Origin of the sequence: Paramesorhizobium endophyticum (assembly GCF_014640615.1) — a bacterium.
GTDB classification, from domain to species: domain Bacteria; phylum Pseudomonadota; class Alphaproteobacteria; order Rhizobiales; family Rhizobiaceae; genus Paramesorhizobium; species Paramesorhizobium endophyticum.
On the sequence record NZ_BMHH01000008.1, the window covers coordinates 31,197 to 56,203 of the forward strand.

24 protein-coding genes are annotated in these 25,007 nt (G+C 59.0%); 7 read left to right on the forward strand and 17 right to left on the reverse strand.

Features of this window, described 5'->3' with window-relative positions:
* Positions 1 to 46 precede the first annotated feature (46 nt).
* The 14 genes from IEX53_RS11370 to IEX53_RS11435 form a co-directional block, all read right to left on the reverse strand.
* Positions 47 to 1,186, reverse strand: coding sequence for a GNAT family N-acetyltransferase (locus tag IEX53_RS11370; protein ID WP_188824288.1), 1,140 nt, complete (start codon positions 1,184 to 1,186; stop codon positions 47 to 49).
* Between the two features lie 42 nt (positions 1,187 to 1,228).
* A complete protein-coding gene (locus IEX53_RS11375) occupies positions 1,229 to 2,083 on the reverse strand; it encodes an ROK family protein (protein ID WP_188824289.1) in 855 nt (284 codons plus the stop codon).
* 10 nt (positions 2,084 to 2,093) lie between these two features.
* Positions 2,094 to 3,170: an ABC transporter ATP-binding protein gene (locus IEX53_RS11380; RefSeq protein ID WP_236016150.1), complete on the reverse strand. Its 1,077-nt coding sequence runs from the start codon at positions 3,168 to 3,170 to the stop codon at positions 2,094 to 2,096.
* 22 nt (positions 3,171 to 3,192) lie between these two features.
* The gene (locus IEX53_RS11385; RefSeq protein ID WP_188824291.1) at positions 3,193 to 4,002 is read right to left on the reverse strand and encodes a carbohydrate ABC transporter permease; all 810 of its coding nucleotides are present in this window, start codon (positions 4,000 to 4,002) and stop codon (positions 3,193 to 3,195) included.
* The gene (locus tag IEX53_RS11390; protein WP_188824292.1) at positions 4,002 to 4,871 is read right to left on the reverse strand and encodes a carbohydrate ABC transporter permease; all 870 of its coding nucleotides are present in this window, start codon (positions 4,869 to 4,871) and stop codon (positions 4,002 to 4,004) included. The genes IEX53_RS11385 and IEX53_RS11390 overlap by 1 nt, the downstream gene beginning before the upstream one ends.
* A 56-nt stretch (positions 4,872 to 4,927) precedes the next feature.
* A complete protein-coding gene (locus tag IEX53_RS11395) occupies positions 4,928 to 6,223 on the reverse strand; it encodes an ABC transporter substrate-binding protein (RefSeq protein ID WP_188824293.1) in 1,296 nt (431 codons plus the stop codon).
* 102 nt (positions 6,224 to 6,325) lie between these two features.
* On the reverse strand, positions 6,326 to 7,339 hold the full coding sequence (locus IEX53_RS11400; RefSeq protein WP_188824294.1) for a Gfo/Idh/MocA family protein: 1,014 nt from the start codon (positions 7,337 to 7,339) through the stop codon (positions 6,326 to 6,328).
* 16 nt (positions 7,340 to 7,355) lie between these two features.
* On the reverse strand, positions 7,356 to 8,030 hold the full coding sequence (locus IEX53_RS11405) for an N-acetylmannosamine-6-phosphate 2-epimerase (protein WP_188824295.1): 675 nt from the start codon (positions 8,028 to 8,030) through the stop codon (positions 7,356 to 7,358).
* Between the two features lie 95 nt (positions 8,031 to 8,125).
* Positions 8,126 to 8,965, reverse strand: a complete 840-nt coding sequence (locus IEX53_RS11410) for a MurR/RpiR family transcriptional regulator (protein ID WP_268902582.1) — start codon at positions 8,963 to 8,965, stop codon at positions 8,126 to 8,128.
* Between the two features lie 177 nt (positions 8,966 to 9,142).
* The gene (locus IEX53_RS11415) at positions 9,143 to 10,147 is read right to left on the reverse strand and encodes an ABC transporter ATP-binding protein (RefSeq protein WP_188824296.1); all 1,005 of its coding nucleotides are present in this window, start codon (positions 10,145 to 10,147) and stop codon (positions 9,143 to 9,145) included.
* Positions 10,148 to 10,176: 29 nt separating this feature from the next.
* On the reverse strand, positions 10,177 to 10,995 hold the full coding sequence (locus IEX53_RS11420; RefSeq protein WP_188824297.1) for a carbohydrate ABC transporter permease: 819 nt from the start codon (positions 10,993 to 10,995) through the stop codon (positions 10,177 to 10,179).
* On the reverse strand, positions 10,992 to 11,876 hold the full coding sequence (locus tag IEX53_RS11425; RefSeq protein ID WP_188824298.1) for a carbohydrate ABC transporter permease: 885 nt from the start codon (positions 11,874 to 11,876) through the stop codon (positions 10,992 to 10,994). Before IEX53_RS11425 ends, IEX53_RS11420 begins: the two co-directional genes overlap by 4 nt.
* Before the next feature lie 56 nt (positions 11,877 to 11,932).
* Entirely contained in the window at positions 11,933 to 13,264 is a 1,332-nt protein-coding gene (locus IEX53_RS11430) for an extracellular solute-binding protein (protein ID WP_188824299.1), read from the reverse strand.
* A gap of 441 nt (positions 13,265 to 13,705) precedes the next feature.
* Positions 13,706 to 13,981 (reverse strand): DUF982 domain-containing protein, encoded by a 276-nt coding sequence (locus IEX53_RS11435; protein WP_188824300.1) that lies wholly within the window; start codon positions 13,979 to 13,981, stop codon positions 13,706 to 13,708.
* Between the two features lie 471 nt (positions 13,982 to 14,452).
* Between IEX53_RS11435 and IEX53_RS11440 the strand changes: the two genes are divergently transcribed.
* Entirely contained in the window at positions 14,453 to 15,091 is a 639-nt protein-coding gene (locus IEX53_RS11440) for an isochorismatase family protein (protein WP_188824301.1), read from the forward strand.
* Here IEX53_RS11440 and IEX53_RS11445 read toward each other — a convergent pair.
* A complete protein-coding gene (locus IEX53_RS11445; protein WP_188824302.1) occupies positions 15,088 to 15,729 on the reverse strand; it encodes a TetR/AcrR family transcriptional regulator in 642 nt (213 codons plus the stop codon). The genes IEX53_RS11440 and IEX53_RS11445 overlap by 4 nt on opposite strands.
* A gap of 238 nt (positions 15,730 to 15,967) precedes the next feature.
* Here IEX53_RS11445 and IEX53_RS11450 point away from each other — a divergent pair, with 238 nt between their 5' ends.
* From IEX53_RS11450 to IEX53_RS11470, 5 genes are all read left to right on the forward strand, one after another.
* Positions 15,968 to 17,200: a metal-dependent hydrolase family protein gene (locus IEX53_RS11450; protein ID WP_188824303.1), complete on the forward strand. Its 1,233-nt coding sequence runs from the start codon at positions 15,968 to 15,970 to the stop codon at positions 17,198 to 17,200.
* Positions 17,201 to 17,205: 5 nt separating this feature from the next.
* Entirely contained in the window at positions 17,206 to 18,030 is an 825-nt protein-coding gene (locus tag IEX53_RS11455; protein ID WP_210311641.1) for an ABC transporter permease, read from the forward strand.
* Entirely contained in the window at positions 18,030 to 19,085 is a 1,056-nt protein-coding gene (locus tag IEX53_RS11460; protein ID WP_188824304.1) for an ABC transporter ATP-binding protein, read from the forward strand. Before IEX53_RS11455 ends, IEX53_RS11460 begins: the two co-directional genes overlap by 1 nt.
* 90 nt (positions 19,086 to 19,175) lie before the next feature.
* Positions 19,176 to 20,210: an ABC transporter substrate-binding protein gene (locus tag IEX53_RS11465; RefSeq protein ID WP_188824305.1), complete on the forward strand. Its 1,035-nt coding sequence runs from the start codon at positions 19,176 to 19,178 to the stop codon at positions 20,208 to 20,210.
* 68 nt (positions 20,211 to 20,278) lie between these two features.
* Positions 20,279 to 21,121: an ABC transporter permease gene (locus IEX53_RS11470; protein WP_236016151.1), complete on the forward strand. Its 843-nt coding sequence runs from the start codon at positions 20,279 to 20,281 to the stop codon at positions 21,119 to 21,121.
* A gap of 104 nt (positions 21,122 to 21,225) precedes the next feature.
* Here IEX53_RS11470 and IEX53_RS11475 read toward each other — a convergent pair whose 3' ends face one another.
* Complete coding sequence (locus IEX53_RS11475; protein WP_188824306.1) at positions 21,226 to 22,131, reverse strand: hydroxymethylglutaryl-CoA lyase; 906 nt, start codon at positions 22,129 to 22,131, stop codon at positions 21,226 to 21,228.
* A complete protein-coding gene (locus tag IEX53_RS11480) occupies positions 22,112 to 23,497 on the reverse strand; it encodes an aminotransferase-like domain-containing protein (protein ID WP_236016152.1) in 1,386 nt (461 codons plus the stop codon). Before IEX53_RS11480 ends, IEX53_RS11475 begins: the two co-directional genes overlap by 20 nt.
* Before the next feature lie 129 nt (positions 23,498 to 23,626).
* On the opposite strand from IEX53_RS11480, the gene IEX53_RS11485 reads away from it, so the two are divergent.
* Positions 23,627 to 24,919 (forward strand): hydroxymethylglutaryl-CoA reductase, degradative, encoded by a 1,293-nt coding sequence (locus tag IEX53_RS11485; RefSeq protein WP_268902583.1) that lies wholly within the window; start codon positions 23,627 to 23,629, stop codon positions 24,917 to 24,919.
* The last annotated feature ends 88 nt before the right edge of the window (positions 24,920 to 25,007 follow it).

A 25,007-nucleotide genomic window follows, 5' to 3' on the forward strand; every position in this document is an offset into this window, starting at 1 on the left:
TTTTCCTTGAAGTTCCGGCGTTGCCGTACCGTTGCGTGGATATCCATCAGAAGTGCTCCGCCACCCAGGGCGGCGAACCGGCAAAGACGCTATCGGCGAGAGCCACTGTCGTGGCGATACCGTCGGCATATCCCGCCCGCTGCAGAAAGGTCGCAGAACGAAAGCCGGAGAAGAGGCTGGGAAAGTAAGCTTTCTGAATCGACAGCACGCCCGGTCCATCATCGCCGCCTCGCGCGCAGGTTGCCCGGCCACCGCGAATGGAGAGTTGCAGGACAAGTCGCTCGTCGTCTTCAATTACAAGCGTGAGTTCTGCGTCCCGGCAGACATAACCACGAGCATTGAGCGCGGAAACCGGATTGAGAACTCGCATCAGGAATTCTTCCTGGTGAATGAGAGTCCACCCCTTGTCCGGCAAAGCAAACACCAGCGCATCATGCGGCGCGCCGTGCCAGCGTGTTTTGCCATACACCGTGGAAAAGGTGCCGATGAACTTGAGGATCTGACGCGCCGCAGCACCGGTCAGCGCTGCCCAGTCGCGGATCTCAACAATTCCGGCGCGGGACGTATCGAGCACCGCGTAGCCTTCTTTGTCGCCGAAAACGAAGACGGAGGGCGTATTCGCAGTCACATCGAGGTGTAAATTCCAGTGCGCATCCTGGCGGTCGAGAAGCCCGGCTTCCCCCAGACACGCACGCCGGTAGATAGGCTCCAGCACGGCGCGGGCCTCATCGATATGTATCCGGCGGCAGCGCACCTCCTGCTGGACCTTATATAGCTCGGAGGTTTCGGCTTCGTAGACCATCTCGTGGCCGGCAAGGTTGAAGCCGGCGCGGCGATAGACTGGACGCGTCGATGCAAAGAGGCTGGCAACGCAGGCTCCATCCTTGCGGGCATCCTCGCAGGACAGGTCGAGAATATCGGCGGCGAGACCGCTGCCGCGAAACTCGGGCTGGATTGCGACATGGGCGATGTTGGCCGCCGGAACGGCACGGCCGCCGAACCAATGGCCGCAGCCGATCACCGCCCAGACTGCTGCCGGCTGTCCGTTTTTCTCGAGGAGGCGGAAGCAGCCGATGCCCGTGTTTTCGGCATAGTGGCGCGTTCGCTCTTCGCTGAAGGCGAAGGCGAGACGGTAGGCGTCGATGACGAATGGCAAATCTGCCATCGCAGCTTTGCGAACCAACATGGCTGGCTCCTCCTTCTTTGGCGGCAGTGGCAACTTAACGGCTCACCCCGAAAATTTGATGCGGGCCAGATCGGCGACGCCGAGAATACCTGCACGAACATCGAGTTGGGCGCGACAGATTGGCACCGGCGGGACGGGACCGAGAGGAGACATCAGGGCGCGCACTCGATCGATAAAACCATCCGCCAGGCCGATGCCGCCACCGAGAACGATGCGCGGCGGGTCGAGCGCAAGCTGGATGTTGCGGCAAAGCCGGGCAACGCGTTGTGCCGAGGCCGCGACGATATCCGCCGCCCAAGTTTCGCCTGCCGACGCACTGGCGAAAACCTGTCTTGCATCAGCCTCATGCCCATAACGTCGGGCTTCCGCCGCCATCCACCGGCCTGAGACGCTGTCTTCCAGGAAAGCATTGTTGTCGCCGTCGGTGGTGAGCCCGAAGTGCCCGGCAAGCCCCTCAAGTACGCGGCCATTGAGAACGATGCCGCCGCCAATGCCAGTAGAAACGGTGAGGAAGACGAGATCCTCGCCCTGCCCCGCCCCAAGCGCATGCTCGCCCCAGGCAGCGGCCTGCGCGTCGTTGACGGCGATGGCCGGCAGGGCAAACAGCGCCTCGGCCTTGGTTTTGAGCGGGTAATTTGGCGGAATGCCGAGAGTCACCGGGTTCATCGCCGACCAGCAGCCATTGCGCACGAAGCCGCTGACGGCGAGCCCGACGCCGTGGAACTGTCCCCGCCAGGGCCGCGCAGCGGCAACGGCCGCTTCGATCCAGCAGTCCGGCCCATCCTCGCGTTCAGTGGGGATGGTGGTCTCTGCAATTACGCCGGGTGCATCGACGAGCGCGACCAGCGTTTTGGTGCCGCCGATATCAATGGCAAGGATTGCCTTGTCGTTCGTCATCGATCCCATCCTAGCCGATCAACCGTCCGCTTGCGGCGTCGAACAGCAAGACCTTGTCGGCTACGAGCGTGATCGGCACGATTGCCCCTTGAGAAACGCTTCCCGTCTCGACGCGGGCGATCAACGTGCGGCCGTGCACGGACAGTGTCACATTGTCTTCCGGCCCGGTGGATTCCACCATCTCAACCCGCGCCTCGATGGCCTGCTGCCCATCGCGCGCCAGACGGATATGTTCCGGCCGGATGCCCAGCAGAACGTCGCGGTTCGCATCGATGCCTTCCGGTAAGGAGAGTGGCAGTGACCAGCCTTCCCCGCCATTGAACGTGGCCCGGCCATCGACGCCCCCCAGTTCGCCAGGCAGAAAGTGCATGGCGGGCGAGCCGACGAACTTTGCAACGAAGAGATTAGCCGGGCGATGGTAGATCTCATACGGCGTGCCGATCTGCTGCACTTCGCCCTTGTTCATCACGACGATCTTCGTGGCGAGCGTCATCGCCTCGATCTGGTCATGCGTCACATAAATCATTGTCTTGCCGATACGCTCATGAAGCTGCTTGATCTCCCCCCGCATCTCCACCCGCAAGGTGGCGTCGAGGTTGGAGAGCGGCTCGTCGAAGAGGAAGACCTTCGGATCACGCACGAGCGCCCGACCGATCGCCACGCGCTGGCGCTGGCCGCCGGACAATTCGCGCGGCTTGCGGTCGAGAAGCTGTTCAATTTGCAGCAGCTTGGCGACCCGCGCCACCTTGGTTTCCTTTTCCGGGGCACTGGCGCGGCGCATGCGCAGCGGAAAGGCGATGTTCTGCCGGACCGTCATGTTCGGATAAAGAGCGTAGGACTGGAACACCATGGCGATATCCCGCTCGCGCGTCGGCACCGCCGTGACGTCCCTGCCCTCGATCTCAATCAGCCCGCCATCGATCGGATGCAGCCCAGCGATCGCGTGGAGCAGTGTTGACTTCCCGCACCCGGACGGTCCGAGCAGGACGATGAAGTCTCCCTCGTCAATCTCGATATCGACGCCCCTCAGCACGCTCACGTCGCCATAGGATTTCCGGATACCCTTCAGCAGAAGGGACCGTTTCATTGTTTTGGTATCCGTCATGATCTTATCCCTTGATGCTGCCCAGCGACATTCCGCGCACGACCTTGCCCTGCACCAGCATTCCCAGAACCAGCATCGGCAGCATGACCAGCGTCGCCGCCGCCGTCAGAGGTCCCCATTGCACGCCCTGGAAGGTGAGGAAGGAGGTGATGCTGACCGGCAGGGTCTGCGTGTTGCGCCCTGTCAGCACCAGGGCGATGAAGAATTCGTTCCAGGTAAAGAGAACGCAGAGAATGAAGGTGGCGACCATACCGCCAAGGGCCACTGGAAGGAAAATCTCACGGAAGATCGTGAACTCTTTCGCGCCGTCGACCTTTGCCGCATCCCTGAGTTCTCGAGGAATATCCTCGAAGAAGGTGATAAGCAGCGAGATCGCGAACGGGATGTTGACGAAGGCATAGACTCCGATGACAATCCAGTGATTGTTAAGAAGCTTCATTTGCGCCGCCAGGAAATAGGTCGGAATGATGAAGATCAGCGGCGGCGCGATGCGCAGGCTCAGGATGAACTTCTCGTTCTGGCGTTTGGTCGCCTCGTCCTGCGCCACCAGCCCGTAGGCGACGAAAGCCCCGACGCTCACCGAAATCACGCTGGCAGAGAGCGATATCAGCACGCTGTTGAAGAAAGCGCGGATGAAGACGCTGTTGTCCAGAATCTTCGCATAGTTTTCCCAGGTCGGCGTGAACAGCCAAACGGGCGGCATCGAAAAGGCGTCGCGCTGGGTCTTCAGTGAAGTCACGATCACCCAGTAGAGCGGAAACAGCACACAGAGAAGAAGGATGGCGAGCGCAATCCAGAACACGATCCGTCGCATCAGGTCTCTCCTTGCTTTGGCGCCTTGAAGGCGAGATTGTAGAGCAATAGCAGTGCGACGTTCGTCAGAATGGTCAGCACCATGGCGATCGTCAGCGAATACGAGATGTCAAAATTGGTAAAGGCGGAGATGTAGCCATAGAGATTGAGAGTCTCGGTTGAGAGAGCCGGACCGCCGCGCGTCATGATGTAGAAAATGTCGAAAGCCTTGACGCTGTCGATCGCGCGGATCAGCGCAACCACCAGCAGCGCGCGCTTTAACGCCGGCAAGGTGATGTACCAGAGCACCTGCCATTCCTTTGCTCCATCGACACGGGCGGCGTTTTGCGGGTCACCCGGCAAGGATTCGAGGGAGGCCATGGTCAAGAGCACGACAAAGGGCGTCCATTGCCAGATGTCGGCCATCAGGAGCGAAAAAAGCGCGACGTTCGGATTTCCGAGCCAGTCCACGGGACCGAGGCCGATGGTGGAGAGCAGGTAATTCATCATACCGTTGGACGGGTCGAGCAGGAAGCGCCAGGTGAGGCCCACGACAACCGGCGTCATGACGATCGGCACGAGCAGGATGCCGCGCACGATACGCTTGCCGAAAAACTCCCGGTCCACGAGCAACGAAATTGCAAGGCCCAGCGCCACCTCGATGGCGGTCGCTGCGACCGTGAACAGCACGGTGCGGCCGAGCGCGTTGATTGCGCGGGCGTCGAAGAGTAGCCGGATATAGTTGTCCAGGCCAATGAAGCTCTCCCGCCCCGGACGCAGCAGGCTGATATTATGCAACGTCAGCCATAGTACATAGGTGGTCAGGATGACCGATATCGTTCCAAACAGAAGGATGACCGGTCGATAAAAATAGGTTGTCGTATCCCTCATCGCGCCACTCCCCCGCAAGCTGGCCATGCCCGGCAGACCGGACATGGCCTGTTTTCTCAACGGCTCAACGCGGCGTCGTTCGCCGCACTGGCTTCGGCGAGTGCATCCTTTGCCGTGGCAGAGCCCGCCAGCACCTTCGAGACGGCGATGCCGGTATTGTTGATGATCTCGTTGGCAGCCTCAACGGTTGGCAGATATTGTGGGTTGCCAATGTTTATCGAGGCCAGCATGGCATCCTTAAAGGCGCCGTAGCGCTTGTTGAACGCTTCGGAATTCAGCGCCGCAAGCGAAGTCACGCCGGAATTGGGCGCAATGCCGAAAGACTTGATCTGCTGCTCCTTAGCCGTCGCCCACGAGGCAAAGAGCCAGGCCGCTTCCTTGTGCTGGGACGCAGACGAAACATAGAAACTGTGAACCGCGAGCGAGGAAGAACCGCCTTTCAACTTGTCGGTCTCGACCGGCACCGGCACGTAGCCCACCTTGCCGACAACAGAGGATATGGACGGATCTTCATTGAACGCGCCGTTCACGGTGGCGTCCATTGTCATGCCCGCCTTCCCCTGCTGGAAAAGAACGCGGTTCTCTTCCCATCCGAAGTTCGCGACGCCGACCGGACCATAGTTGCGCAATACATTCGCGAAAGCGTCAAGCGAAGCGGCAGCCTCCTCGGAACCAAGCGCTGACTTGCCGTCCTTGGTGATGAATTCTCCGCCGTATCCCCACAGCCATCCCGCCCAGACATAGACGTTCTGGATCCCCTGCGCGCCACGCATGGTGATGCCGGCGATTTCCCCATTCGACTTTTCCTTGATGGTTTTCGCCGCGGCGGTCACATCGGAGAAGCTCTTTGGAGGAGCGATGCCGAACTGCTCAAAGAGATCCTTCCGATACATCAGGAAGGTGCTTTCGCCATAGACTGGCAGGCCATAGAGTTTGCCGTCAACGATGTTCGTGTTGAGGTAGCCGGGTACAAAGTCCGTCTTGTCGTAGTTGGTCGCGAACCTGCTCGCCAGTTCGTCGAGCGGCGCGATATAGCCGGCTTTCACGAAACCCGGAATGTAGATAATGTTGTTTTGGACAACGTCATAGCGGCCGGAGCCCGAGGAAAATTCCAACAGCATTTTGGCAGTGATGTCGGATTCCGGCACCACTTCAAGTTCGACTTCGATGCCGGTTGCCTTGGTGAACTCTGGCAAGAGCGCCTGAATACCGTCGGTGGTTGGATGACCTTCCATCAAAACGGCAAGGTGGGTTCCCTTGTAGGGCTGGGACGACGCATCCTGTGCGAAGGCCGGCACCGCCACGGACGAGGACAGTGCAAGCGTAAGAGCAATAAAGTGACGTCTGTTCATGTCATTCCCCTTTTTCTGGTTGTCGCTCGTCAACGAGCCGTCAGTCGCACTTCGCAGCGCGAAGACGCGCTGTATCCCTTTGAATTTCTCACGCGTTCGTCGTCAGAACCGCTGCACCTCGCCCGTATCGGCCGAACGCACCAGCGCCTGCGTTAATTCAAGCGAAAGCAGCGCCTCTTCGCCGGTTGCCACTTGGCAGTCAGCGCCGCCGATCCATTCGAGGACACCTGAAAGCTGGAGACGCAGGTCGCCGCCGACCTTGCCGCCGATTTCGGGCCAATGTTGCGTGTCGATCTCACGCGACGCCTGGTTGTCGGCAAAATAGAGACCGCTGTCGCCGCACTGCACCTCAAAGGAGCCTTCCGTGCCGATCATTTCGAGGCGCGCATCGATCATGTGCCGGGCGCCGGCCGGCAGGGACCAGGCGCTTTCGAAGGTCACCACCGTGCCTCCCGAGAAGCGGACGACGCCCGCGATCGTATCCTGCGTGCCCATCTCACCAAGCAGGATCTCGGTCTGCTGCGCATAGGCAGTGACCGGCGTCTGTCCCTTCAACATCCAAAGCACCATATCGACGTCGTGCACGGTGACGTGCATGGCGAGCGGCAGCGTGCCGGCATAACGTTTCGGCCCCTCGGTGCGGGCGCTGTTGCGTCGGGCATAGACATGGATCGGCGTACCAATCTTGCCGGTTTCGATGAGTTCGCGTGCCTTGTAGTAGCGCGGATCGAAGCGCAAGAGATAACCGACACCGAGTTTCACCCCGGTCGCCTTGCAGGCCGCCACGATCTTGCGCCCATCCTCGATCGTCGAGGCGATGGGCTTTTCGATGAAGAGGTTTATGCCCTTGGCAGCGATCGCCAGCGCGGGTTCGAGGTGGAGATGGTCCGGCGTGCAGATACTGACCAGGTCCGGCGTCTCGGCCGCCAGCAGATCTTCATGCGAACCGTAGACGCGCACGTCGCCGCCAAGCCGATCGGCCAACTCCTGCGCCCTGGCCATATCCCGGTCGACCACCGCGATCAGTTTCGCCCGCGGATCGCTTGCGAAGATCGAGGCGTGCATCGAGCCCATGAAGCCGGCGCCGATAACGGCCACTTTTGCTGTCCTGATCATTCCATCCTCCAAAATCTCAGCGCTGCCCATCGGCAATCGCGTCAGCAAACCGTTTGGCAATTTCATCGGGGCGCGTGATCGCCGAGCCGACGACGACGAAGGCCGCGCCGAGTTCCAAGGCGCGCCGAGCCTGCGATGGCTCCCAGATCCGTCCCTCCGCGACAAAGGGGATGCCCGCCTCTGCAAGACTGCGCATCAGCGCGAAGTCCGGCGCCGGGGCGCCGACCGTATAAGGCGTGTAACCCGACAGCGTGGTGCCGACGAAATCCGCGCCCGCGGCGATGGCCTGCCGGGCTTCGTCCAGCGTACTGATATCGGCCATGCTAATTTTCCCGAGCCGGGCGATTTCCAATACGATATCCGCGACGGGTACCGGGCGCGGCCGATCCGTGGCATCGAAGGCGATGATATCGGCGCCTGCCGCCGCGAGGCTGCGCACATCCTCCAGCGAAGGGGTGATATAGACGTCGGAGCCTGACTGGGCGATTTTGGTGATGCCGATGATCGGCAGATTGATGGCACTCCGCACCGTCTGAACGTTGCGCACGCCCTCTATTCTAACACCTTGCGCGCCGCCCAGAACGACCGCGCGGGCCAGCGCCACAATATGCTCGGTCGCATGAAGCGGGCTCGTTTCTGCAGCCTGGCAGGAGACGATGAGCCTTCCCCGCAAAATTTCCATGATGTCCATAAACGCCGCATCTCCCTGAATGATGCGACATTAATCTCTATGTAGAAAATCGTCAAACATTTTTTTTATCTGAAGTTTATCTTCAAAAACATCCTTCAGAGGTTCCGATCGCTGACGCTCTGCGCGGTATCCTTGATGATCTTCAGGCGCGAAGGGTCCAACTTGGTTATCGTGTTCGCCAGCGCATCCACGATCAGGAGTTGGCTGATCTTCGATGGAAAGGCTCCACCTGTCAGCGGCGTTTCAGGAGACGATGCTAGGAGTTTGAAGTTGCATATTGCAGCAAGGGGACTTTTGGTTCGGTTGGTTATCCCGACCACCCGGGCCCCGCGGCCGTGTGCGTTCTCCGCGACCCGCAGGGTATCGATCGTCGAACCCGAACTGGAGACGAGGATGTAAATATCCTCGGGCGAGGCCGTTGCCGATGCCATGGTTGCGAGATGCGCATCGCGAGGGATGTGTGCCGGAATGCCAAGGCGAGCGAGTTTGTATTCCAGATATTGGGCCGTGATGGCCGACGCAGCCACGCCAAAGATCTCAACGTGACGCGCGGAAAGCAGCAGCGACGAAACCTGCTCGATCGCTTGACGATCAAGCAGCCGCTCGGTTTCCGCAAGAGCCGTGCGCGCCGTGTCGACGAGCTCCTGAACGATATCGCCAGGTGATGGAGGGGACGCGGGGTGTTCGAGTGTCGCCAGTTCATGTGCCAGGGCCAGCTTGAAATTCTGGAAGCCAGAATATCCGAGCTCGCGGCAGAACCGGATCACACTGGCATCTGACGATTCCGCCTCGTCGGCCAGTTCCGTAATACTCTTGTATAGGACAGACTGAGGGTCTGCCAGGACGAAGGCTGCCACCCGTTCAAGAGCACGAGTCATGGTGGGCGCGTGCGATCGAATACGCGCAATGAGCGGGGGTTGGGTATGTACGTCCACGTGATTTTCCCTACAATGCTTCTGATCGTGCCTGCTGCATATGCGCCCCCTACTCGCAATAAATCAATTATTGTCTGTCCGGCGGGTTCTGCCCCAGGCGCAACAATGCAAGGACCCGTTTATAAGGCGCGTCAGTGTAGATGCCGCCAGTTTCTTCCCCGCCGACTGCGACGTCCTTTAAGCGAGAGCGTTTCCTTCTGGGTCGAACCTGTGAATGAAACTCTCCATCGGGGAAAGACCGATCATGTCTCCGACTCTCGTGGCGGCGGATCCCGGGGCTCGCACAACCAACGAGCCTGTGGCATCCGACGCAACATGCACATGAGCCTCGGCGCCGAGATTTTCGACTATTTCGACCTTTGCCTGCCACAGGCCGGTGCCATTCTCGACAATCCGAAAATGCTCGGGTCTTATGCCAATTGTCGCAGCACCAAGCTTGGCGGCGAGTTCGCCCTCGATCCGATTCATGCGCGGCGCGCCGATGAACTCGGCGACGAACAGGTTCGCAGGTCGCTCGTAAAGCGCTTGCGGTGTCCCGACCTGCTCGATTTTTCCGTGATTCAACACGACGATCCGGTCGGCCATAGTCATGGCTTCAACCTGATCATGCGTGACGTAGATCATGGTGCTTTTCAATTGCTGGTGCAGCTTCATGATTTCCAGACGCATGTTGCCGCGCAATGCCGCATCCAGATTGGAGAGCGGCTCATCGAACAGGAAGGCTGTTGGATTGCGTACGATGGCGCGACCGATGGCCACTCGCTGCCGCTGACCACCTGAAAGCTGGGCCGGTCGGCGATCGAGAAAGGGCGTCAGACTCAAGATGCGTGCGGCATCCTCGATCTTGCCGGAGATCGATAACTTGCTTTCGCCAGCCATCTCGAGTGGAAAGGCCATATTCTGGCGCACGGTCATGTGCGGGTAGAGTGCATAGGATTGGAAAACCATGGCAAGGCCGCGGTCGCCACAGGCCATCGTCGTCACATCCCTGCCCTCGATGCGGATACGACCGCCACTGCTTTCTTCCAGGCCAGCGATCAGCCTCAGCAGGGTCGATTTTCCACTACCGGAAGGGCCGACAAAAACAACGAATTCACCCGTGCCGATCTCCAGGTCGAGAGGGGGGATGACGGTGATTGGGCCGAAGGCCTTGCTGATGCCTTCGAGTTCGATCTGAGCCATGGTCACTCCAATAAGTTCGTGCGTCCGACTCAGCCCTTGACCGCGCCGGCGGTCATGGATCCGGTCAATTGTCTGTAGATGATCATCCCGAGGGCGGCTGGCGGCAGTGCGCCGAGGATCATGACGGCCGACGCAATGCCCCACTGGACGCCTCCGCCGCTTGCGGAAAAGAAGAAGGATGCGCCGACAGTCACAGGTACGGCTGTCCGCGTCGTCAGCATTAGGCCGAAGAGGTATTCGTTCCAGGCAGTGATGAAGCCAAAGATGAAGGCCGTGACGATCGCCGGGCGGATGACCGGCCGGACGATGCGTCTGAGAATGACCAAGGCTCCGGCGCGATCCATGCGCGCGGCCTCGTCGATTTCCGCAGGCATGTCGGCGATGGCATTCACCATCATCATCAAGGTGAGAGGCAGATTGACGATGATCAGGATCAGGCCAAGCCCCAGACGGGTATCGAGCAGGCCGACGAATTGAAACATCATATAGAGTGGGATCGCAAAGACGACGAGCGGCACGACGCGAAGATTTGCGACCAGCGGCAGCAGAATCGTGCGCCCCGCCTGCATGCGCACGATAGCGTAGGCGGCCGGCAGCGTCAGAATCAAGGCCAATAAGGCGCCGATAAGAGCCACCACCGTACTGTTGAAGAGATAGGCGTAAATGTTGAACCGACTGGTGTCGGTCAAAACCTTTGCGTAATTCGCGAGCGTCGGTGCTTGGATGAGAAGGCCTGGGTTCATGGCGATCTCCCGGGCGCTCTTGAACGAGGTGATCAGCGTGACGACCACCGGAAAGTTCATCGCGAAGGCGGCAATGGCGAAGATGCTCCAGCGCAGCACTCTCATGTGGCGACCCTCCGGCTTTGTAACCGCGACCTCAACAGGGCGCCCCCATACAGGGTAGCGAGCGAGGCGATGAACAGCAGAACGGAAGCCGCGACGGCCTGACCGATTTGGCCGCCCTTGAAGAAAGCCTGGTAGATGTAGATCGACAGCGACGTCGTGGAGCCCCCAGCCCCCGCGCCGGTGAGTGCAAAAACGTTGTCGAAGACACGGAAGCCGTCAATGAAGCGGATGCCGAGCGCGATGGCGATCGTCGCCTTCATCATCGGCAACTCGATGCGCAAGAGGACCTGCCATGCTTTTGCGCGGTCCATCGCCGCCGCCTCACGGATATCCGATGGAATAGAGATATAGGCGACGTGGAACAGCAGGAAAGCAAAGGGCGTCCACTGCAGGACTTCGACCACGACGAGCGTCCAAAAGGCATTGTTGGCGTCGAGAAAAGCCGGGCTCGTTCCGAACCACAGCGTCATATAGTAGGGTAACGGACCAACGAATTCGTGCAGTACGAGGCGGTACATCAGACCCACCATCGACGGCGCCACCATCATCGGCAGCATCAAGACCGCCATCGTCCAGCCATGGCGGCTGACGATGGGCGACAGGAAGACCGCAAGCGCCAGACCGAGCGCGCATTCGGTGACGGCCGTCAGCAGCCCAAAGCGAAGCGAGAACCAGCACGCGGCCCAGAATTCCGGATCGGCGGTGACCTGCCAAAAGTTACGTAAGCCTGCGATCTGAGGCGCGCGCATCGTCTGGAAAGTCACGTCGGAAAGCGAATAGACGATGTTGACCAGGGCCGGAAAGCTCAGGAAAACAAGCATAAAGGCGACCAGCGGCGCCAGGAGGAGTCGACCTTCCGCCTTCCTGGAAATGTTGCGCATGTTTGCTCCCAGCATGAGGGGTGCCCGGGCCAAGGGACCCGGGCATCGCTCCATGACTATTTCAACAAGTCGGTCATGCCTTTTACGGTGGCTGAAAGGGCCTCATCCAAGCTCTTCTGACCAGCCCAGTAGGCCGTGAATTCCTTGGCCTGCGTCTCGTAGACGGAAAGCGCATTAGCTGAGGTGGCGCCGTTCATGACGTAGCCGTAGCTTCCAGCGAAGGTGCCAAGCTTGACGAGGTCCGGCCGTTCTGACGCAATTTTTTCGACCACCGATGGCGAAAGCGCTGGGGACCCGCCTGCCTTGGCATAGATCAGCACCGCGTCTTCCGAAGCAAGCCATTTGAGGAAGCGGATCGCTCCCTTTTTGTGCTTGGAGTTCTTGTTTAGCCCCAGGCCCAAGCCATGAATATGGTCTTTTCGACCGTCAGGTCCGCTTGGAGGCGCTACCATCTGCGTTACTTCGGCCACGGCCGGGGCAGTCTCCACATTTGTCAGTTCGCTTGCCGCGGCGTTCCATTGAAGCGCGGTGGCGACCTGGCCGGAAGTCCACGCAGCATTGGTTTCGGGGTATTCATAGCTCAGTGAGTCCTTCGGCGTCGCACCAGCGTCATAGAGCTTCTTATAGAGCTCCAGTCCGGTGCGGTAGGCAGAAGAGTCTACGGTAACTTTGCCAGATGCGTCCCTCCAGTCGCCACCGTAAGAGCGCGGCAGCGACTGGAACACCATCATGTTGAAAACCAGGTTTTTCATCTGCAGCACGGTGCCATATCGGACCGGGCTTTCGGGATTGACCGATTTGCTGAAATAGAGTGCCGTAGCGGCCCAATCATCCCACGTCCAGGCATCGGGATCCTTAGGCTGCAGGCTTTTGCCGAGAAACTTTTGGGCGATCTCCGCGTATTTTGCTTTGGCGGCGCTGTCGGACATCAGTTTGTCGATGAGGTCTTTGCGATAATACATGAAATGCAGCGAAAGGTCGGTCGGCACTCCGTACTGCTTGCCGTCGAACTGCATAGTCTCGAGGATCGGTTTTTCGAAGACGTTCTCGGCATCGAGTCCCAGATCAAGCGGCTCCATGAATGGGGCATATCGCCCGATTGAATAGGTCGCGATCAAGTTGATGTCGAATGCGTCCGAACCCGCCGCGAGATCAGCCTGCAATTTGTCGTAGAAGCCATCGCGATTGAAGAATAGAAGCTCGATCTTGTCGTCATCGGCGGTGCCGGGAAGCGTGTTATAAGCATCAGCCGCCGCACGCAGAGCAGTTTCCTCAGAACCACCAGGCCAGCCAAGCACGGTAACTTCTGCCCAGGCAACATTCGACGCACCGGCCGTTGCGAGAAGTAACACCGCACCAGCAGCTAAAAGTCGCGGCATTTTCGTCATGATGTTTGTCCCCCTTTTTATATGTGATTGATACTTACCCGAATGTGCCGACCGCGTGACTGGGTGAGCCGAACTGCATATCGAACAAGACCTGCTCAAAGCCAAAGCATGTCCATCTCCTGACGCTCGCAGCTCATTATTGTGAGCCTAATCGACATGGCGATAAGCGTCAATATTTTATTTCTCTTGGAGTTTTTCTCCAAAACTGTCCGCAAGGCGTTCTTCAAGCGTCTCAATGGGCTCCATACCCGTGAATCCGTATGAGGTGATAGGTCATAGTGAGATGATGCAGCCTTAGCCGGTCGTGCAACGTATCCTGCATCGCCGGTATCGTCTGTTGCTCGTCTGAGACACTTGCCAGTCAGCTAACGGAGAAGCTCCCATTGGCGGCCTGAAATACTTGGCCCTGCTATACCGTGTCGGCGCGAATCCCAGCCGATGTCACGCTGCCCTTTGCAGGGCGCCAACCTGTGGCTTTTCTCCGTCACAAACCAGAATGCCGGCGGAACGCACCGCCTCAATAAAATGCTTCCGCGCACGTCCCGCCAGATCCTCGTTGCCATCATAACTCAAAAGGCACGCAATTATCGCATCGTTCAGCACTCGAGGCTGAAAAAGGAACCAATTTCCCAGAATAAAATATTCAGCATCTTTTGTGCTGGAGATGCTGTGATAAACATCAGAAACCTGAACTGCTATAGGTGAATTCCATTTCATCGCATGCTTCCATCAGTATAGTTTTTATGGTTCGGGCGACACCATAAGCATATTTCGGCTTTAATCCAGAATAGAGTCGTGAATACCCTAAACAAAACTTAATTTGCGAACTAATCTATATTATTATTACATTATCCAAGTCCCCTCGCGTACCATTCTGATGACCGACACGCCAAACCCTGTCAAGGCATGCTGGTTGCTCACTTCTTTGTCAAAGGTCGCGCGCCAGCGCCAATTTGGCTTTAACGGTCTGAGCGGTCGGATGGATGCGCTCGCCAAATTTACAAACAATTCGTTCTGTTTTTAATAGACAGTCGGCGCACGATCATGTCCAATGGCGGACGGGATCAGAATTTTCATAAAACACGGCGCCTGCGGCATTTATCCGACCGGTCATGGCCAGTCGCGGCTTCATGAGCCATTCGCTCTTACGGTGCGGCCAGGTCCGCTGAATTTGGGAGACGTGCAATCATGTTTGATGATTACCAGTCCGCAGGCTATGGCGAGATCAGTGTTGGATTCGGCAGGAAGCCTGCCATTCTTGTTGTCGACTTTCAGAAGTCACATACGTCTCAGGAGTTTCCATTCGGCGGCAAGCCTCTTGCAATGCGCGCGCTCGAAAACACACGCAAGCTTCTTGCGGTGGCGCGCCCGCTCAACATACCGGTCGCCATTTGCTTTACGGCCTATCAGAGCGAAAAAGATATGCCCTACTGGAAAATCCGGCCCGTGCGCGAGAATTACCTGCCTGGCAACAAGGCCATCGAGCTGGAAGAGGAACTGGCCGATCCGACCTATGATCTGATCATCCGCAAGACCGGCCCCTCAATGTTCTATGAGACCAAAATCGAACCTTTCCTCATCAAGGCAGGCGTCGATACGGTCATCGTGACCGGCGTCAACACGAGTGGCTGCATTCGCGCCACTGTCATCGACAGTTTCCAGCGCGGTTATCGCACCATCGTTCCTGAGCCCTGCGTCGGCGACGTCGAGGAGGGCCCTCACCGCTACAATTTGCGTGATGTCGGCCGCCGCTATGCCGATGTCGTCGAACTGGAGGATGTCCTCAATTATCTGCGCCAGTTGCCAAAGACTGACACGATCGATTAGCCCGGTTCGGCAATGCGGCAAAGAATGGATTTCCACAGTTCGACCAGCTTCGCGCCGGCTGTTGCATCCTGATCGAAGCTCTGGTGAACGGCGATCCCGCGCAACACCGACAAGATAAGATGCAATTGCAGCGTGTCGTCACGTCGTGCCGGGTCAAAGCCTACGAGCAGCGCCACCCGTTCGTCTCGCATATCGACCCAGCGTTTCATCTCTTCGCGCAGCCTGCGTCCGAGTTCATTGTCCAGGCGGGCAGCCAGCATCAATTCGATCGAAGCGATATATCGCCTGTCGGAGAAGATGTTCTGCCACAGCCTGTCAATCAGATCGGGCAGGCTGTATCGGACCGTGTCGGGATCGGCGCCAAAAGGGTCGGTCAGTTGCCAATCTTCGTGCAGATGGCGCAACGCCGCAACCAGCAAGTCGTTTCGGGCCGGGAACTGATGGGTGAGCGCCCCGCGCGAAACTTCGGCCCTTTCCGCAATCATCGTTGTGGAAATTCGCTCATGCCCGACTTCCGCCAGCGCTTCGAGCGTCGCCTCGCAAATCCGCTTCCTCGTGGAGGCTGACCGTTCGGCCTGCGTCTTGCGGCGCGCAACAGATACGGTTCGATTTCTGGCAGGCGAAGCGGATCTGGTCATGGGAAGGCGTCTCTACAGATTGGCTCGGGTTGAAAGCAAGGCGTATTTTATCCAGAAACCGAGCGCATGCAAGGCAACGATACATTCCTATGCGCCGGAAAATATCGATAAAACAAACATTTGCTGGCTCTCTCTAAAAGATACAGACCATCCTGTTTTTTATAGACACCGGCGGGAAATCATGCAGAATGAACGAAAGATAAACGCCGACGAACGGCGCAGAATGGGGAATGCAAGCATGAACAATTATGTGTTTTTCGGCGGCCGGATTCTGGATGTGGACGAAGGCGTCCTCAAGGATGGACTGGAAGTTCTGGTAGAGGGTGAGCGCATCACGCGCGTCAGCCAGCAGGCCATTGAGATGCCGGACGCCACGCGCATTGATCTGGGCGGACGCACGCTGATGCCTGGACTTGTCGATGCCCATGTCCATGTCGTCGCCACGCTTGTGGATCTTTCCCAGAACGCCGCATTGCCGACATCGCTTATTGCCTTGCGCAGCGCCGGCATTATGCACGACATGCTCATGCGCGGTTTCACCACCGTGCGCGATCTTGCCGGAGCCGACCTTGGGCTGAAACTTGCGATCGAAGAAGGTACGATTCAGGCACCGCGCCTGGTGATCTGCGGCAAAGCGCTCAGCCAGACCGTCGGCCATGGCGACTATCGCGCCCGCTATGATAATCGCCCCCTGCATGAAGCGCGCCTTGGCGGTCTTGCCCGCCTTGCAGACGGCGTCGACGCGGTTCGGCGAGCGGCGCGCGAAGAGATCAAGAATGGCGCTCAATTCATCAAGATCATGGCCAATGGCGGCGTGGCTTCGCCCAACGATCCCATCCACGTCCTGCAATATTCGCGCGATGAAATCCGCGCCATCGTCGAGGAGGCGGAGAATTATGGTCTCTATGTCGCCGCGCACACCTATTCCGATGCTTCCATTCGTCGGGCCGTTGAATGCGGCGTGAGGTCGCTTGAACACTGCAATCTCATAACAGCTGAGACCGCTCGCCTGGCAGCTGAAGCTGGCGCGATCGCCTGTCCAACCCTGGTCGCCTATGAGGGATTGGCGCTCGAAGGCGCCGCCTTCGGCCTCAACCCGGATTCGCAAGCCAAAATCGATACGGTTCGCCGTGGAGGCCTGGAATCGCTCGCCATCATGCGGGATGCCGGCTTGCCAATGGCTTTCGGCTCCGACCTCCTCGGACAACTACACAAATATCAGTCGATGGAGTTCTCGCTGCGCACCAGGGTATTGCCGAACAGCGATGTGCTCCATTCGGCAACCCGGGTTTCGGCGCAGCTTTGCGGAATGGAAAATGAGATCGGGGTCATTGCGCCCGGCGCCTATGCCGATCTCCTGATCATTGATGGCAACCCGCTCGATGACATCACTACGTTGGAGCGCCATGATCAGTGTCTGGCCGCCGTCATGAAGGGTGGGGTTTTCCACAAAAACACCATCACGGGGTAACCGCCATGATCCGGGGCAATTCTCTTTCCGAGCGCCTTGGACGATTGGGAACCGCAGCTGTCATCGCGACTGGCCTGGCGCTGATGCTCCTGCCGCTGGTCTTGGTTTTCTGGCTGTCCATCATCTCGAACGAGATCCTCTCGCTTCCCGTCGAGGGCTATTCGTTACACTGGTTCTCGGAGGCTTTCCGTCAGCCGCAATTCCTGAGCGGTTTTTTGCTTTCGGTCGCGGTTGCCGCCTTTGCAATGCTTGCAGGGCTTTTGGTATCGGTGCCCGCCGCAATCGTCATCATTCGCCGGCAATTCACCGGACGTGGCGCGCTGATCCAGCTTCTCATGTCACCACTGACCGTCCCTGCCATCGTCATCGGGGCAGCGCTTTACGTGACCGTGGTCGAGATAGAGATTGCGTCGGGACTGCCATTGACCGGTTCAACCGTGGTTTTCGTTGCAGGCCACGTCCTTTTAACCATCCCCTGGTGCATAAGATTGCTGCTTGCCTCGCTCGAAGGCGTCAACCTTACCATCGAGGAGGCCGCGGCCTCGCTTGGCGCGCGTCCGGCGAGCGTGGTCTGGCTTGTGACCCTGCCGCTCATCCGACCCGGAATCTTCGCGGCCGCCGTATTCTCCTTCGTCGTCAGCTTCGGCAATCTTGAGGTTTCGATCTTCCTGTCGAGTCCGGGCCAGGTCACCCTTCCCGTCGCTATGATGCAATATCTGGAATGGAAGATTGACCCAACCATTGCAGCCGTATCGTTGCTGCAGGTGGTCTTCGTGGCGTTGATGCTGGTTCTCTCCAACCGCTTTGTCAATATTTCGAGGATGGTCTGATGGCAGATGTCGAAATCACGGGATTGACGAAGACTTATGGGCCGTTTCGCGCCGTTTCCAACCTGACGCTGCAGGTAAACGAAGGCGAGTTCATGATCTTCCTCGGCCCCTCGGGCTGCGGCAAGACCACGACGCTGCGAATGCTTGCCGGCTTTATCGCGCCGGACACAGGAAGCCTCCGGCTCGGCGCGAAAGATATCACCCATGAACCTCCATACCGCCGCAACATCGGCCTGGTGTTCCAGAATTATGCGCTCTTCCCGCATCTCAATATCTTCGAAAACGTCGCATTCGGGTTGCGGCGGCGAAAAATTGCCGAGCCGGAACTGAAAAGCCGCGTGGCCGCCGCGCTTGACCTCGTGGACCTGCCGCATCTGGCGGACCGCTTGCCTAAACAATTGTCGGGCGGCCAGCAGCAGCGTGTAGCGATTGCGCGGGCCATCGCTATCCGGCCCGACATTCTGTTGCTCGACGAACCGCTGTCCAATCTCGATGCGCGGTTGCGGCTCCAGGTCCGCGACGAATTGCGCAGCCTGCAAAAATCATTGGGCATTACGACGATCATGGTGACCCATGATCAGGAGGAAGCGATGTCTGTTGGAGATCGCCTCGTTTTGATGCGCGCCGGCGAGATCGAACAGGTCGGCACGGCAAAAGAGCTTTACAACCAGCCTGTCAACCGCTTTGTCGCCGATTTCATCGGCCGCACCAATTTCATTCAGGGAAAAGGATCTGGCCGCGGGCTCTTTACCACACCAGGCGGTGTCGAGCTCACCACATCCCATTATCAGCCTGATGCGACCGAGGCGCTCATCCGGCCCGAGGCTCTCCGCCTCAGCCGCGTGACCGTCCCTTCGGCGCCAAATAATCTGGCTGTACGCATAGTGAATTCCGTCTTCCTTGGCGGAATGGTCGAGGTCGGGCTTGTCTTGGCCGATGGCCAACATCTGACCGCGGTGACCTCACCGCGGGAACTCACGGAGGCGGGGATAGAACTTGTCCCCGGCAGCTCGGTAATGATCAGCATCGCGTCCACCGACGTCGTGTTGCTGTAACCGGCACTTGCCGAACCCGGCGTAAGTTCGGGAGGCAAGGGGAACGCAATCCATAACGGGAATGCAACAACCAACAATGGGAAAATCGACATGAACAGGATTAACAGACGGGACTTTGGTATCCTCACAGGCGGCCTAGTGGCTTCGGCCATGCTGCCTGCAGCCGCGCGGGCGGCGGGCCGGCTCGTCGTCGGAACATGGGGCGGAGACTATCAAAACCTTCAGCAGATCAATATCGCCGATGGCGCCCTGAAGCAAAACGGGCTTCAGGTGATCTACGATCCGGCAAATGATACGGTACGCAAGGCCAAGCTGCTGGCCGAGCGCCGTCTGCCGCGCGGGTCGATGGATATCGCCTGCCTCACCCGGCAAGGCAGCTATGAAATGTTTGCACACGGGCTTGTCGAAGCGCTGGATGAAATCAAGGTTCCCAATCTCGGCAAGGTTCTACCATTCATTCGCACGGAATATGGGATACCGCATATCTATACGGGCCGGGTCATTCTCTATAATCCAAAAATGGTGAACCCGGCGCCGACGTCCTACGCCGATTTGTGGAACCCTGAATATGCCGGGCGGATTGGGGTCATCGATATCCAGTACCAGACCACCATTGAGTCGGCGGCGATGATCGCCGGAGGCGGCCCTTCGAACTATGAGCCGGGTAAGGCCAAGCTTCTGGAACTGAAAAAACAGGGCGTAAAGATTTATCCGACCAACGAAGCCATGGCGCAGGCGCTCAAATCAGGCGAGGTCGTCATGTGCATCATGTGGAATGCCCGCGGCTACATGTGGAAGAAGGCGGGCCTCGATATCGACATCGCGGTTCCGAAAGAAGGCATTGCGCTTTACCTGTCCGATATGTGCGTGCCAAAGAACGCTCCGAACAAGGATGCTGCGTATCGCTATCTCAACGCCATGCTCGAACAGGCGCCCCAGATGGCGTTCGCCGCGCAGATGGGATATGCGCCGACCAATTCCGAAGTCAAGCTGGATCCAGATCTCGCATCGAAGGTCGATTATACGCCTGAACAGCGTGAGAAATTCCTGCTGCCTGATCTTGGCTATCTGGCCAAGGCGGATGCCGGTCTCCAGGATTGGTGGAACAAGGTTTTCAAGGCCTGATCCTGCAAAAACGCCTGCCCGCGACAGTGCCGGGCGGGCGGCCATCCGAATTCGTCCGAGGCCGACCGATGCAACAACGATCCCTCACCGCCGCAACCCTTCTCATGCCCGCCACCGGGCTCGTCATCGTTTTCATGGCACTGCCGCTGCTCTATCTCCTGCGCTACAGCTTCAATGATTTCGTGCCGGGCGAATTCATGGTGCAGGGCTTCACGCTCGCAAACTACGCTGCTTTCTTTTCAGACCATTATTACCTGTCGGGAATGGCCACGACATTGGTGATGGCGGGTTCGGTTACTGCGCTCTGCATCGTGCTGGCCCTGCCCTTGGCCAATTGGGTTGCACGGCAGAGCGGCACGCTCAAGACGTTGCTGCTCATGGCGATCATCCTGCCGCTGTTCATATCGAATGCCGTGCGCGCCGCTGGCTGGATGGTGGCTTTCGGCCAGACGGGCGTCCTGAACTATGCACTCGTCAAACTGGGCATTGTTTCGGCGCCCTTGACGATCATGCACACGCCGCTCGCCGTTTTCATTGGCATTACGGCTGTCAATCTTCCCTATGTCGTCCTTACCTTGCAAAGCATTTTCGAGGGGCTGGACGAGAATATCGACTACGCAGCGGCCAGCCTTGGCGCACCACCGCTACAGGCATTCATGCTGGTTCGCCTGCCGCAAATCATGCCGGGGCTGCTTGCCGCATCCGTCCTATCGTTCATCCTCGCCATGAATGCCTACGCGACGCCGGTCCTGCTCGGCGGCCCCTCTTTCCGCATGATGGCGCCGATGATCGTGACCGAAATCCTGAGCAAGGCAAACTGGCCGCTTGGCGCAGCGCTCGCCTTCATTCTTCTCAGCGTCACGATAACGATTTCGGTGGCCGCCGGACTGTTCATCCGACGCCGTTACTAAACGACAGCCCGCCTGTATTGGTAATGACCATGATGGGCTGTGATGGCATCGTTTCACCGGCCGAACAATAGATGTCCTTGCCCAGTCGCTTCTCAATTTCGCGGTCATAAGGCGCCATCAAGGATTTTTGAAATCGGCGAGACGGGATCGCGACCAAGCTTTTGGGCGGTTTCGACCGCCACATGAGCGAGTTTTTGCAGATCGACGCCGGTCGGGATACCCATGCCCTCGAGCATGAAGACGAGTTCTTCGGTGGCAACGTTTCCGGTTGCGCCCTTCGCATAAGGGCAGCCGCCCAGCCCGCCAACCGAAGAATCAAAGACGGTCACCCCCTCTTCCAGGCAGGCGAAGATGTTAGCCAGCGCCTGGCCGTACGTGTTGTGCTCGTGAAGCGCGATTGCCGTCATCGGGACTTCCCCTGCAACAGCTCTCACCATGGCGGCCGCCGCCTTCGGAGTCCCGATCCCGATCGTGTCGCCGAGCGAGATTTCATAGCACCCCATCGCGTGAAGGCGGCGTGCAACGCTGACGACGGAAGAAAGCGGCACCTGACCTTCATAAGGGCAGCCAAGGACGCAGGACACGTAGCCACGGACGCGCATGCCGGCTTCGCGTGCGCCTTCGAACACGGGCATGAAGCGTTCAAAGCTTTCGATGATCGAGCAGTTGATATTCTTCTGCGAAAAGCTTTCGGATGCGGATGCGAAGATCGCGATTTCCTCAGCGCCCGCCTCACGGGCGGCCTCGAATCCTCTCAGGTTCGGAACGAGCACAGGCAGGCTGATGCCGTCGCGGTGGCCCAGCATCGTCAGCACTTCCGCAGAATGTGCCATCTGCGGCACCCATTTCGGCGAAATGAAACTGCCGGCTTCAATTGTTCTAAGACCGGCGCCGATCAGGCCTTCAATCATCTGCACGCGGTCCGCGACGCCAAGCGACCGCGATTCGTTCTGCAGTCCGTCGCGCGGGCCAACCTCGACCAGTCGAACACTATCCATCGTTTCCTCCATTTCTGATTTCGTCCCGCAGGAAAGCGCAAAAGCGCGGATCAGCGCCATAGGCGACGTTGACGCGCATGGCCGGCGGCATCGCGGCCTCGCGATCGGCGTAAAACACGCTTGCCGGCGCAATGAAGATGTTGGCCTTGGCCGCCCTGAGGCAGAAAGCGGTTTCGTCCAGCGTCGCCGGAAGCGGCACCCAGATGTAAAAGCCCTGCACTTTCGGAAGCGAGACTTCCAGTCCCACGGCGGTGAGAGCCTGCGCGGTCGCTTTCGCGCCATCCTCGATCCACCCGCGCAGGCGTCTCAGGTTCTTGAGATACTGACCGCTCTCGATCATCTCCAGCACGACCCGCTCAACATGCAGGGACGTGGCGACCATGGTGATCATCTTCAGATCGACGAGACTGCGGATCGTCTCGGGCGCGCCTGCAACATAGCCGCAGCGCAGGCTCGCCGACAGCGTCTTGGAAAACGACCCGACATAGAGAACGCGCTGCTGCTGACCGAAGGCTGCAAGCCGAGGCAGGGTCGGAGCGATCAGATCGGCGAAGATATCGTCTTCGACCAGCCGAAAGTCGTGGACTTCCGCCATCTGCAGAAGGGCGAAGGCATGGGCGGGCGACAAGGTGCCGCCGGTCGGGTTGTGCGCCTGGCTCTGGGTGAAGAACAGTTTTGGCCGGTGGCTGACGAGCTTCTGGCGGAGTTCGTCGAGATCGGGGCCGTCCTGCAGCCGGCGGATCGGAACGACATTTGCCTTGGCCAGCCGGAGCTTTGCATAGAGAGGATAATATCCCGGGCTATCGACGAACACCGTATCGCCGGGCTCCAGAAAATGCCGGATAATCAGGTCCAGGCCGTGATTGACGCCGCTTGTCAGCATGACGCCATCCGGCTCGGTCGTGATTGAACGCTCGGCAAGCGAAACCCGAAGCCATTCCCGTAGCGCGCCGAGGCCCCAGGAACTGCCATATCCGAAATCCACCTCTGCGGTTGCATTGCGGCTCGTGCGCAGGATCCGGCGCATGTCGGAATCTTCGGTCCAGCTGACCGGTGGCCGGCCATCGCCTGGCCGCGTCTTGTAGTTCTGGTCGAGTTGCTCCCTCAACAGCGACATGATGCCGGTCGCCTCGGTGACATCAGGTCTTACCCGCGGCGCCGGCGCCGGCCGATTCTCCGAGACGTAATAGCCAGAGCCCTGCCGCGCGATTGCGAGTCCGCGCGCAACGAGCCGGTCGTAGGCTTCCGCCATCGTGTTCTTGGAGACGCCGAACTGCTCGGCCCCTCCCCGGACAGACGGCAGTTTTTGACCCGCCTTGTAGAGCCCCGAGGCAATCTGCCCGCTCACATGGGCGATGATATTATCGACCACTTTCACCGATCGTCCCACCTTTCATCTGGGACAGTGCCCGCAATTAATCGGTCAACTGTCCCTTGCCTCGCGGTCGCATTCTAGGACAGTTTGCTCCCGACGCAAGCTTAGATGTATTGGTTTTGGAGTGAGCCATTGACAAAAAAGACCGCAACATCGCGTATCGAGAATATGCGAAATCTGTCTCCTGCCGAGCGGCTGGAGCAGGTTGCCGCGGCAACGCAGATGGACGATCGGACGAAAGCTGTTCTTGCCGCCCCTGACGCCCTGTCTGTCGAGCGTGCCAACGGCATGATCGAAAACGTGATCGGGACGTTCCAGCTTCCCCTCGGCGTGGCGACGAACTTTCTCGTTAATGGCCGGGACTACCTCGTGCCGATGGCTGTCGAGGAACCTTCGGTCGTTGCCGCCGCCTCCTACATGGCGCGTATCGTTCGCGGCTGCGGCGGTTTCCAGACCTCGTCCACGGCGCCGATCATGCGCGCCCAGGTCCAGATCATCGGCCTGTCTGATCCGTACGGTGCGCGGCTGGCGATCCTTTCCGCGCGCGATGAAATCGTTACGTCCGCAAATTCCAAGGATCCGGTGCTTGTGAAGTTCGGCGGCGGCTGCCGCGACATCGAAGTGCATGTGTTCCCATCGACCTCCCGCGGCCCGATGGTCGTCGTGCATCTGCTGGTCGACGTCCGCGACGCGATGGGCGCCAACACCGTTAACACCATGGCCGAAGCCATCGCACCAATCGTCGAGCGGGTCACCGGGGGCGAAGTCCGGCTTCGCATTCTCTCGAACCTCGCGGATCTGCGGCTTGTGAGAGCCCGCGTAGAACTGACAGAGGAAGCCCTCGTCACGAAGGAGTTCTCGGGGCGCCGGATGATGGAGGGCATCGTAGACGCGTATGAATTCGCGGCCGTCGATCCCTACCGCGCCGCGACGCACAACAAAGGCATCATGAACGGTGTCGACCCGGTGGTCGTCGCGACCGGAAACGATTGGCGGGCGATCGAGGCCGGCGCCCATGCATATGCCGCACGCTTGGGTCGCTATACCTCGCTGACGACTTGGGAAATCAGCGCCAAGGGGACGCTTGTCGGCACTATCGAGATGCCAATGGCGCTGGGCCTGGTCGGCGGAGCAACAAAGACACATCCGACAGCACAGGCGGCGTTGCAGATCCTGAACGTCGGTTCGGCCGTGGAACTTGCTGAAGTGACGGTCGCGGTTGGTCTTGCACAGAACATGGCAGCCCTTCGCGCACTCGCCACCGAAGGCATACAACGTGGCCATATGGCGCTGCATGCGCGCAACATCGCGATCGGCGCCGGCGCCGTGGGCGAAGAGATCGATGCGGTTGCACGCAGGCTGGCCGCCGATCATGACGTTCGCTCCACCCGCGCAGAGGAAATCCTCGACGAACTGCGAAAGTAAACTGAAACCGGCAGTCGCGCAAAGGAGGAGCTTCGCCCGACTACCCGGCCACTTGCTGGCCATTTTTTCCGGTCGAGTGGCCGGCACC

What these genes read in the sequence shown, in the direction of transcription:
- IEX53_RS11425 (WP_188824298.1), bottom strand. Translation starts at nt 11,876, where the DNA reads ATGCGCAACATTTCCAGGAAGGCGGAAGGTCGACTCCTCCTGGCGCCG.
- IEX53_RS11390 (WP_188824292.1), bottom strand. Translation starts at nt 4,871, where the DNA reads ATGAGGGATACGACAACCTATTTTTATCGACCGGTCATCCTTCTGTTT.
- IEX53_RS11395 (WP_188824293.1), bottom strand. Translation starts at nt 6,223, where the DNA reads ATGAACAGACGTCACTTTATTGCTCTTACGCTTGCACTGTCCTCGTCC.
- IEX53_RS11375 (WP_188824289.1), bottom strand. Translation starts at nt 2,083, where the DNA reads ATGACGAACGACAAGGCAATCCTTGCCATTGATATCGGCGGCACCAAA.
- IEX53_RS11415 (WP_188824296.1), bottom strand. Translation starts at nt 10,147, where the DNA reads ATGGCTCAGATCGAACTCGAAGGCATCAGCAAGGCCTTCGGCCCAATC.
- IEX53_RS11455 (WP_210311641.1), top strand. Translation starts at nt 17,206, where the DNA reads ATGATCCGGGGCAATTCTCTTTCCGAGCGCCTTGGACGATTGGGAACC.
- IEX53_RS11445 (WP_188824302.1), bottom strand. Translation starts at nt 15,729, where the DNA reads ATGACCAGATCCGCTTCGCCTGCCAGAAATCGAACCGTATCTGTTGCG.
- IEX53_RS11475 (WP_188824306.1), bottom strand. Translation starts at nt 22,131, where the DNA reads ATGGAGGAAACGATGGATAGTGTTCGACTGGTCGAGGTTGGCCCGCGC.
- IEX53_RS11440 (WP_188824301.1), top strand. Translation starts at nt 14,453, where the DNA reads ATGTTTGATGATTACCAGTCCGCAGGCTATGGCGAGATCAGTGTTGGA.
- IEX53_RS11370 (WP_188824288.1), bottom strand. Translation starts at nt 1,186, where the DNA reads ATGTTGGTTCGCAAAGCTGCGATGGCAGATTTGCCATTCGTCATCGAC.
- IEX53_RS11420 (WP_188824297.1), bottom strand. Translation starts at nt 10,995, where the DNA reads ATGAGAGTGCTGCGCTGGAGCATCTTCGCCATTGCCGCCTTCGCGATG.
- IEX53_RS11405 (WP_188824295.1), bottom strand. Translation starts at nt 8,030, where the DNA reads ATGGACATCATGGAAATTTTGCGGGGAAGGCTCATCGTCTCCTGCCAG.
- IEX53_RS11465 (WP_188824305.1), top strand. Translation starts at nt 19,176, where the DNA reads ATGAACAGGATTAACAGACGGGACTTTGGTATCCTCACAGGCGGCCTA.
- IEX53_RS11450 (WP_188824303.1), top strand. Translation starts at nt 15,968, where the DNA reads ATGAACAATTATGTGTTTTTCGGCGGCCGGATTCTGGATGTGGACGAA.
- IEX53_RS11430 (WP_188824299.1), bottom strand. Translation starts at nt 13,264, where the DNA reads ATGACGAAAATGCCGCGACTTTTAGCTGCTGGTGCGGTGTTACTTCTC.
- IEX53_RS11400 (WP_188824294.1), bottom strand. Translation starts at nt 7,339, where the DNA reads ATGATCAGGACAGCAAAAGTGGCCGTTATCGGCGCCGGCTTCATGGGC.
- IEX53_RS11380 (WP_236016150.1), bottom strand. Translation starts at nt 3,170, where the DNA reads ATGAAACGGTCCCTTCTGCTGAAGGGTATCCGGAAATCCTATGGCGAC.
- IEX53_RS11460 (WP_188824304.1), top strand. Translation starts at nt 18,030, where the DNA reads ATGGCAGATGTCGAAATCACGGGATTGACGAAGACTTATGGGCCGTTT.
- IEX53_RS11435 (WP_188824300.1), bottom strand. Translation starts at nt 13,981, where the DNA reads ATGAAATGGAATTCACCTATAGCAGTTCAGGTTTCTGATGTTTATCAC.
- IEX53_RS11470 (WP_236016151.1), top strand. Translation starts at nt 20,279, where the DNA reads ATGCAACAACGATCCCTCACCGCCGCAACCCTTCTCATGCCCGCCACC.
- IEX53_RS11385 (WP_188824291.1), bottom strand. Translation starts at nt 4,002, where the DNA reads ATGCGACGGATCGTGTTCTGGATTGCGCTCGCCATCCTTCTTCTCTGT.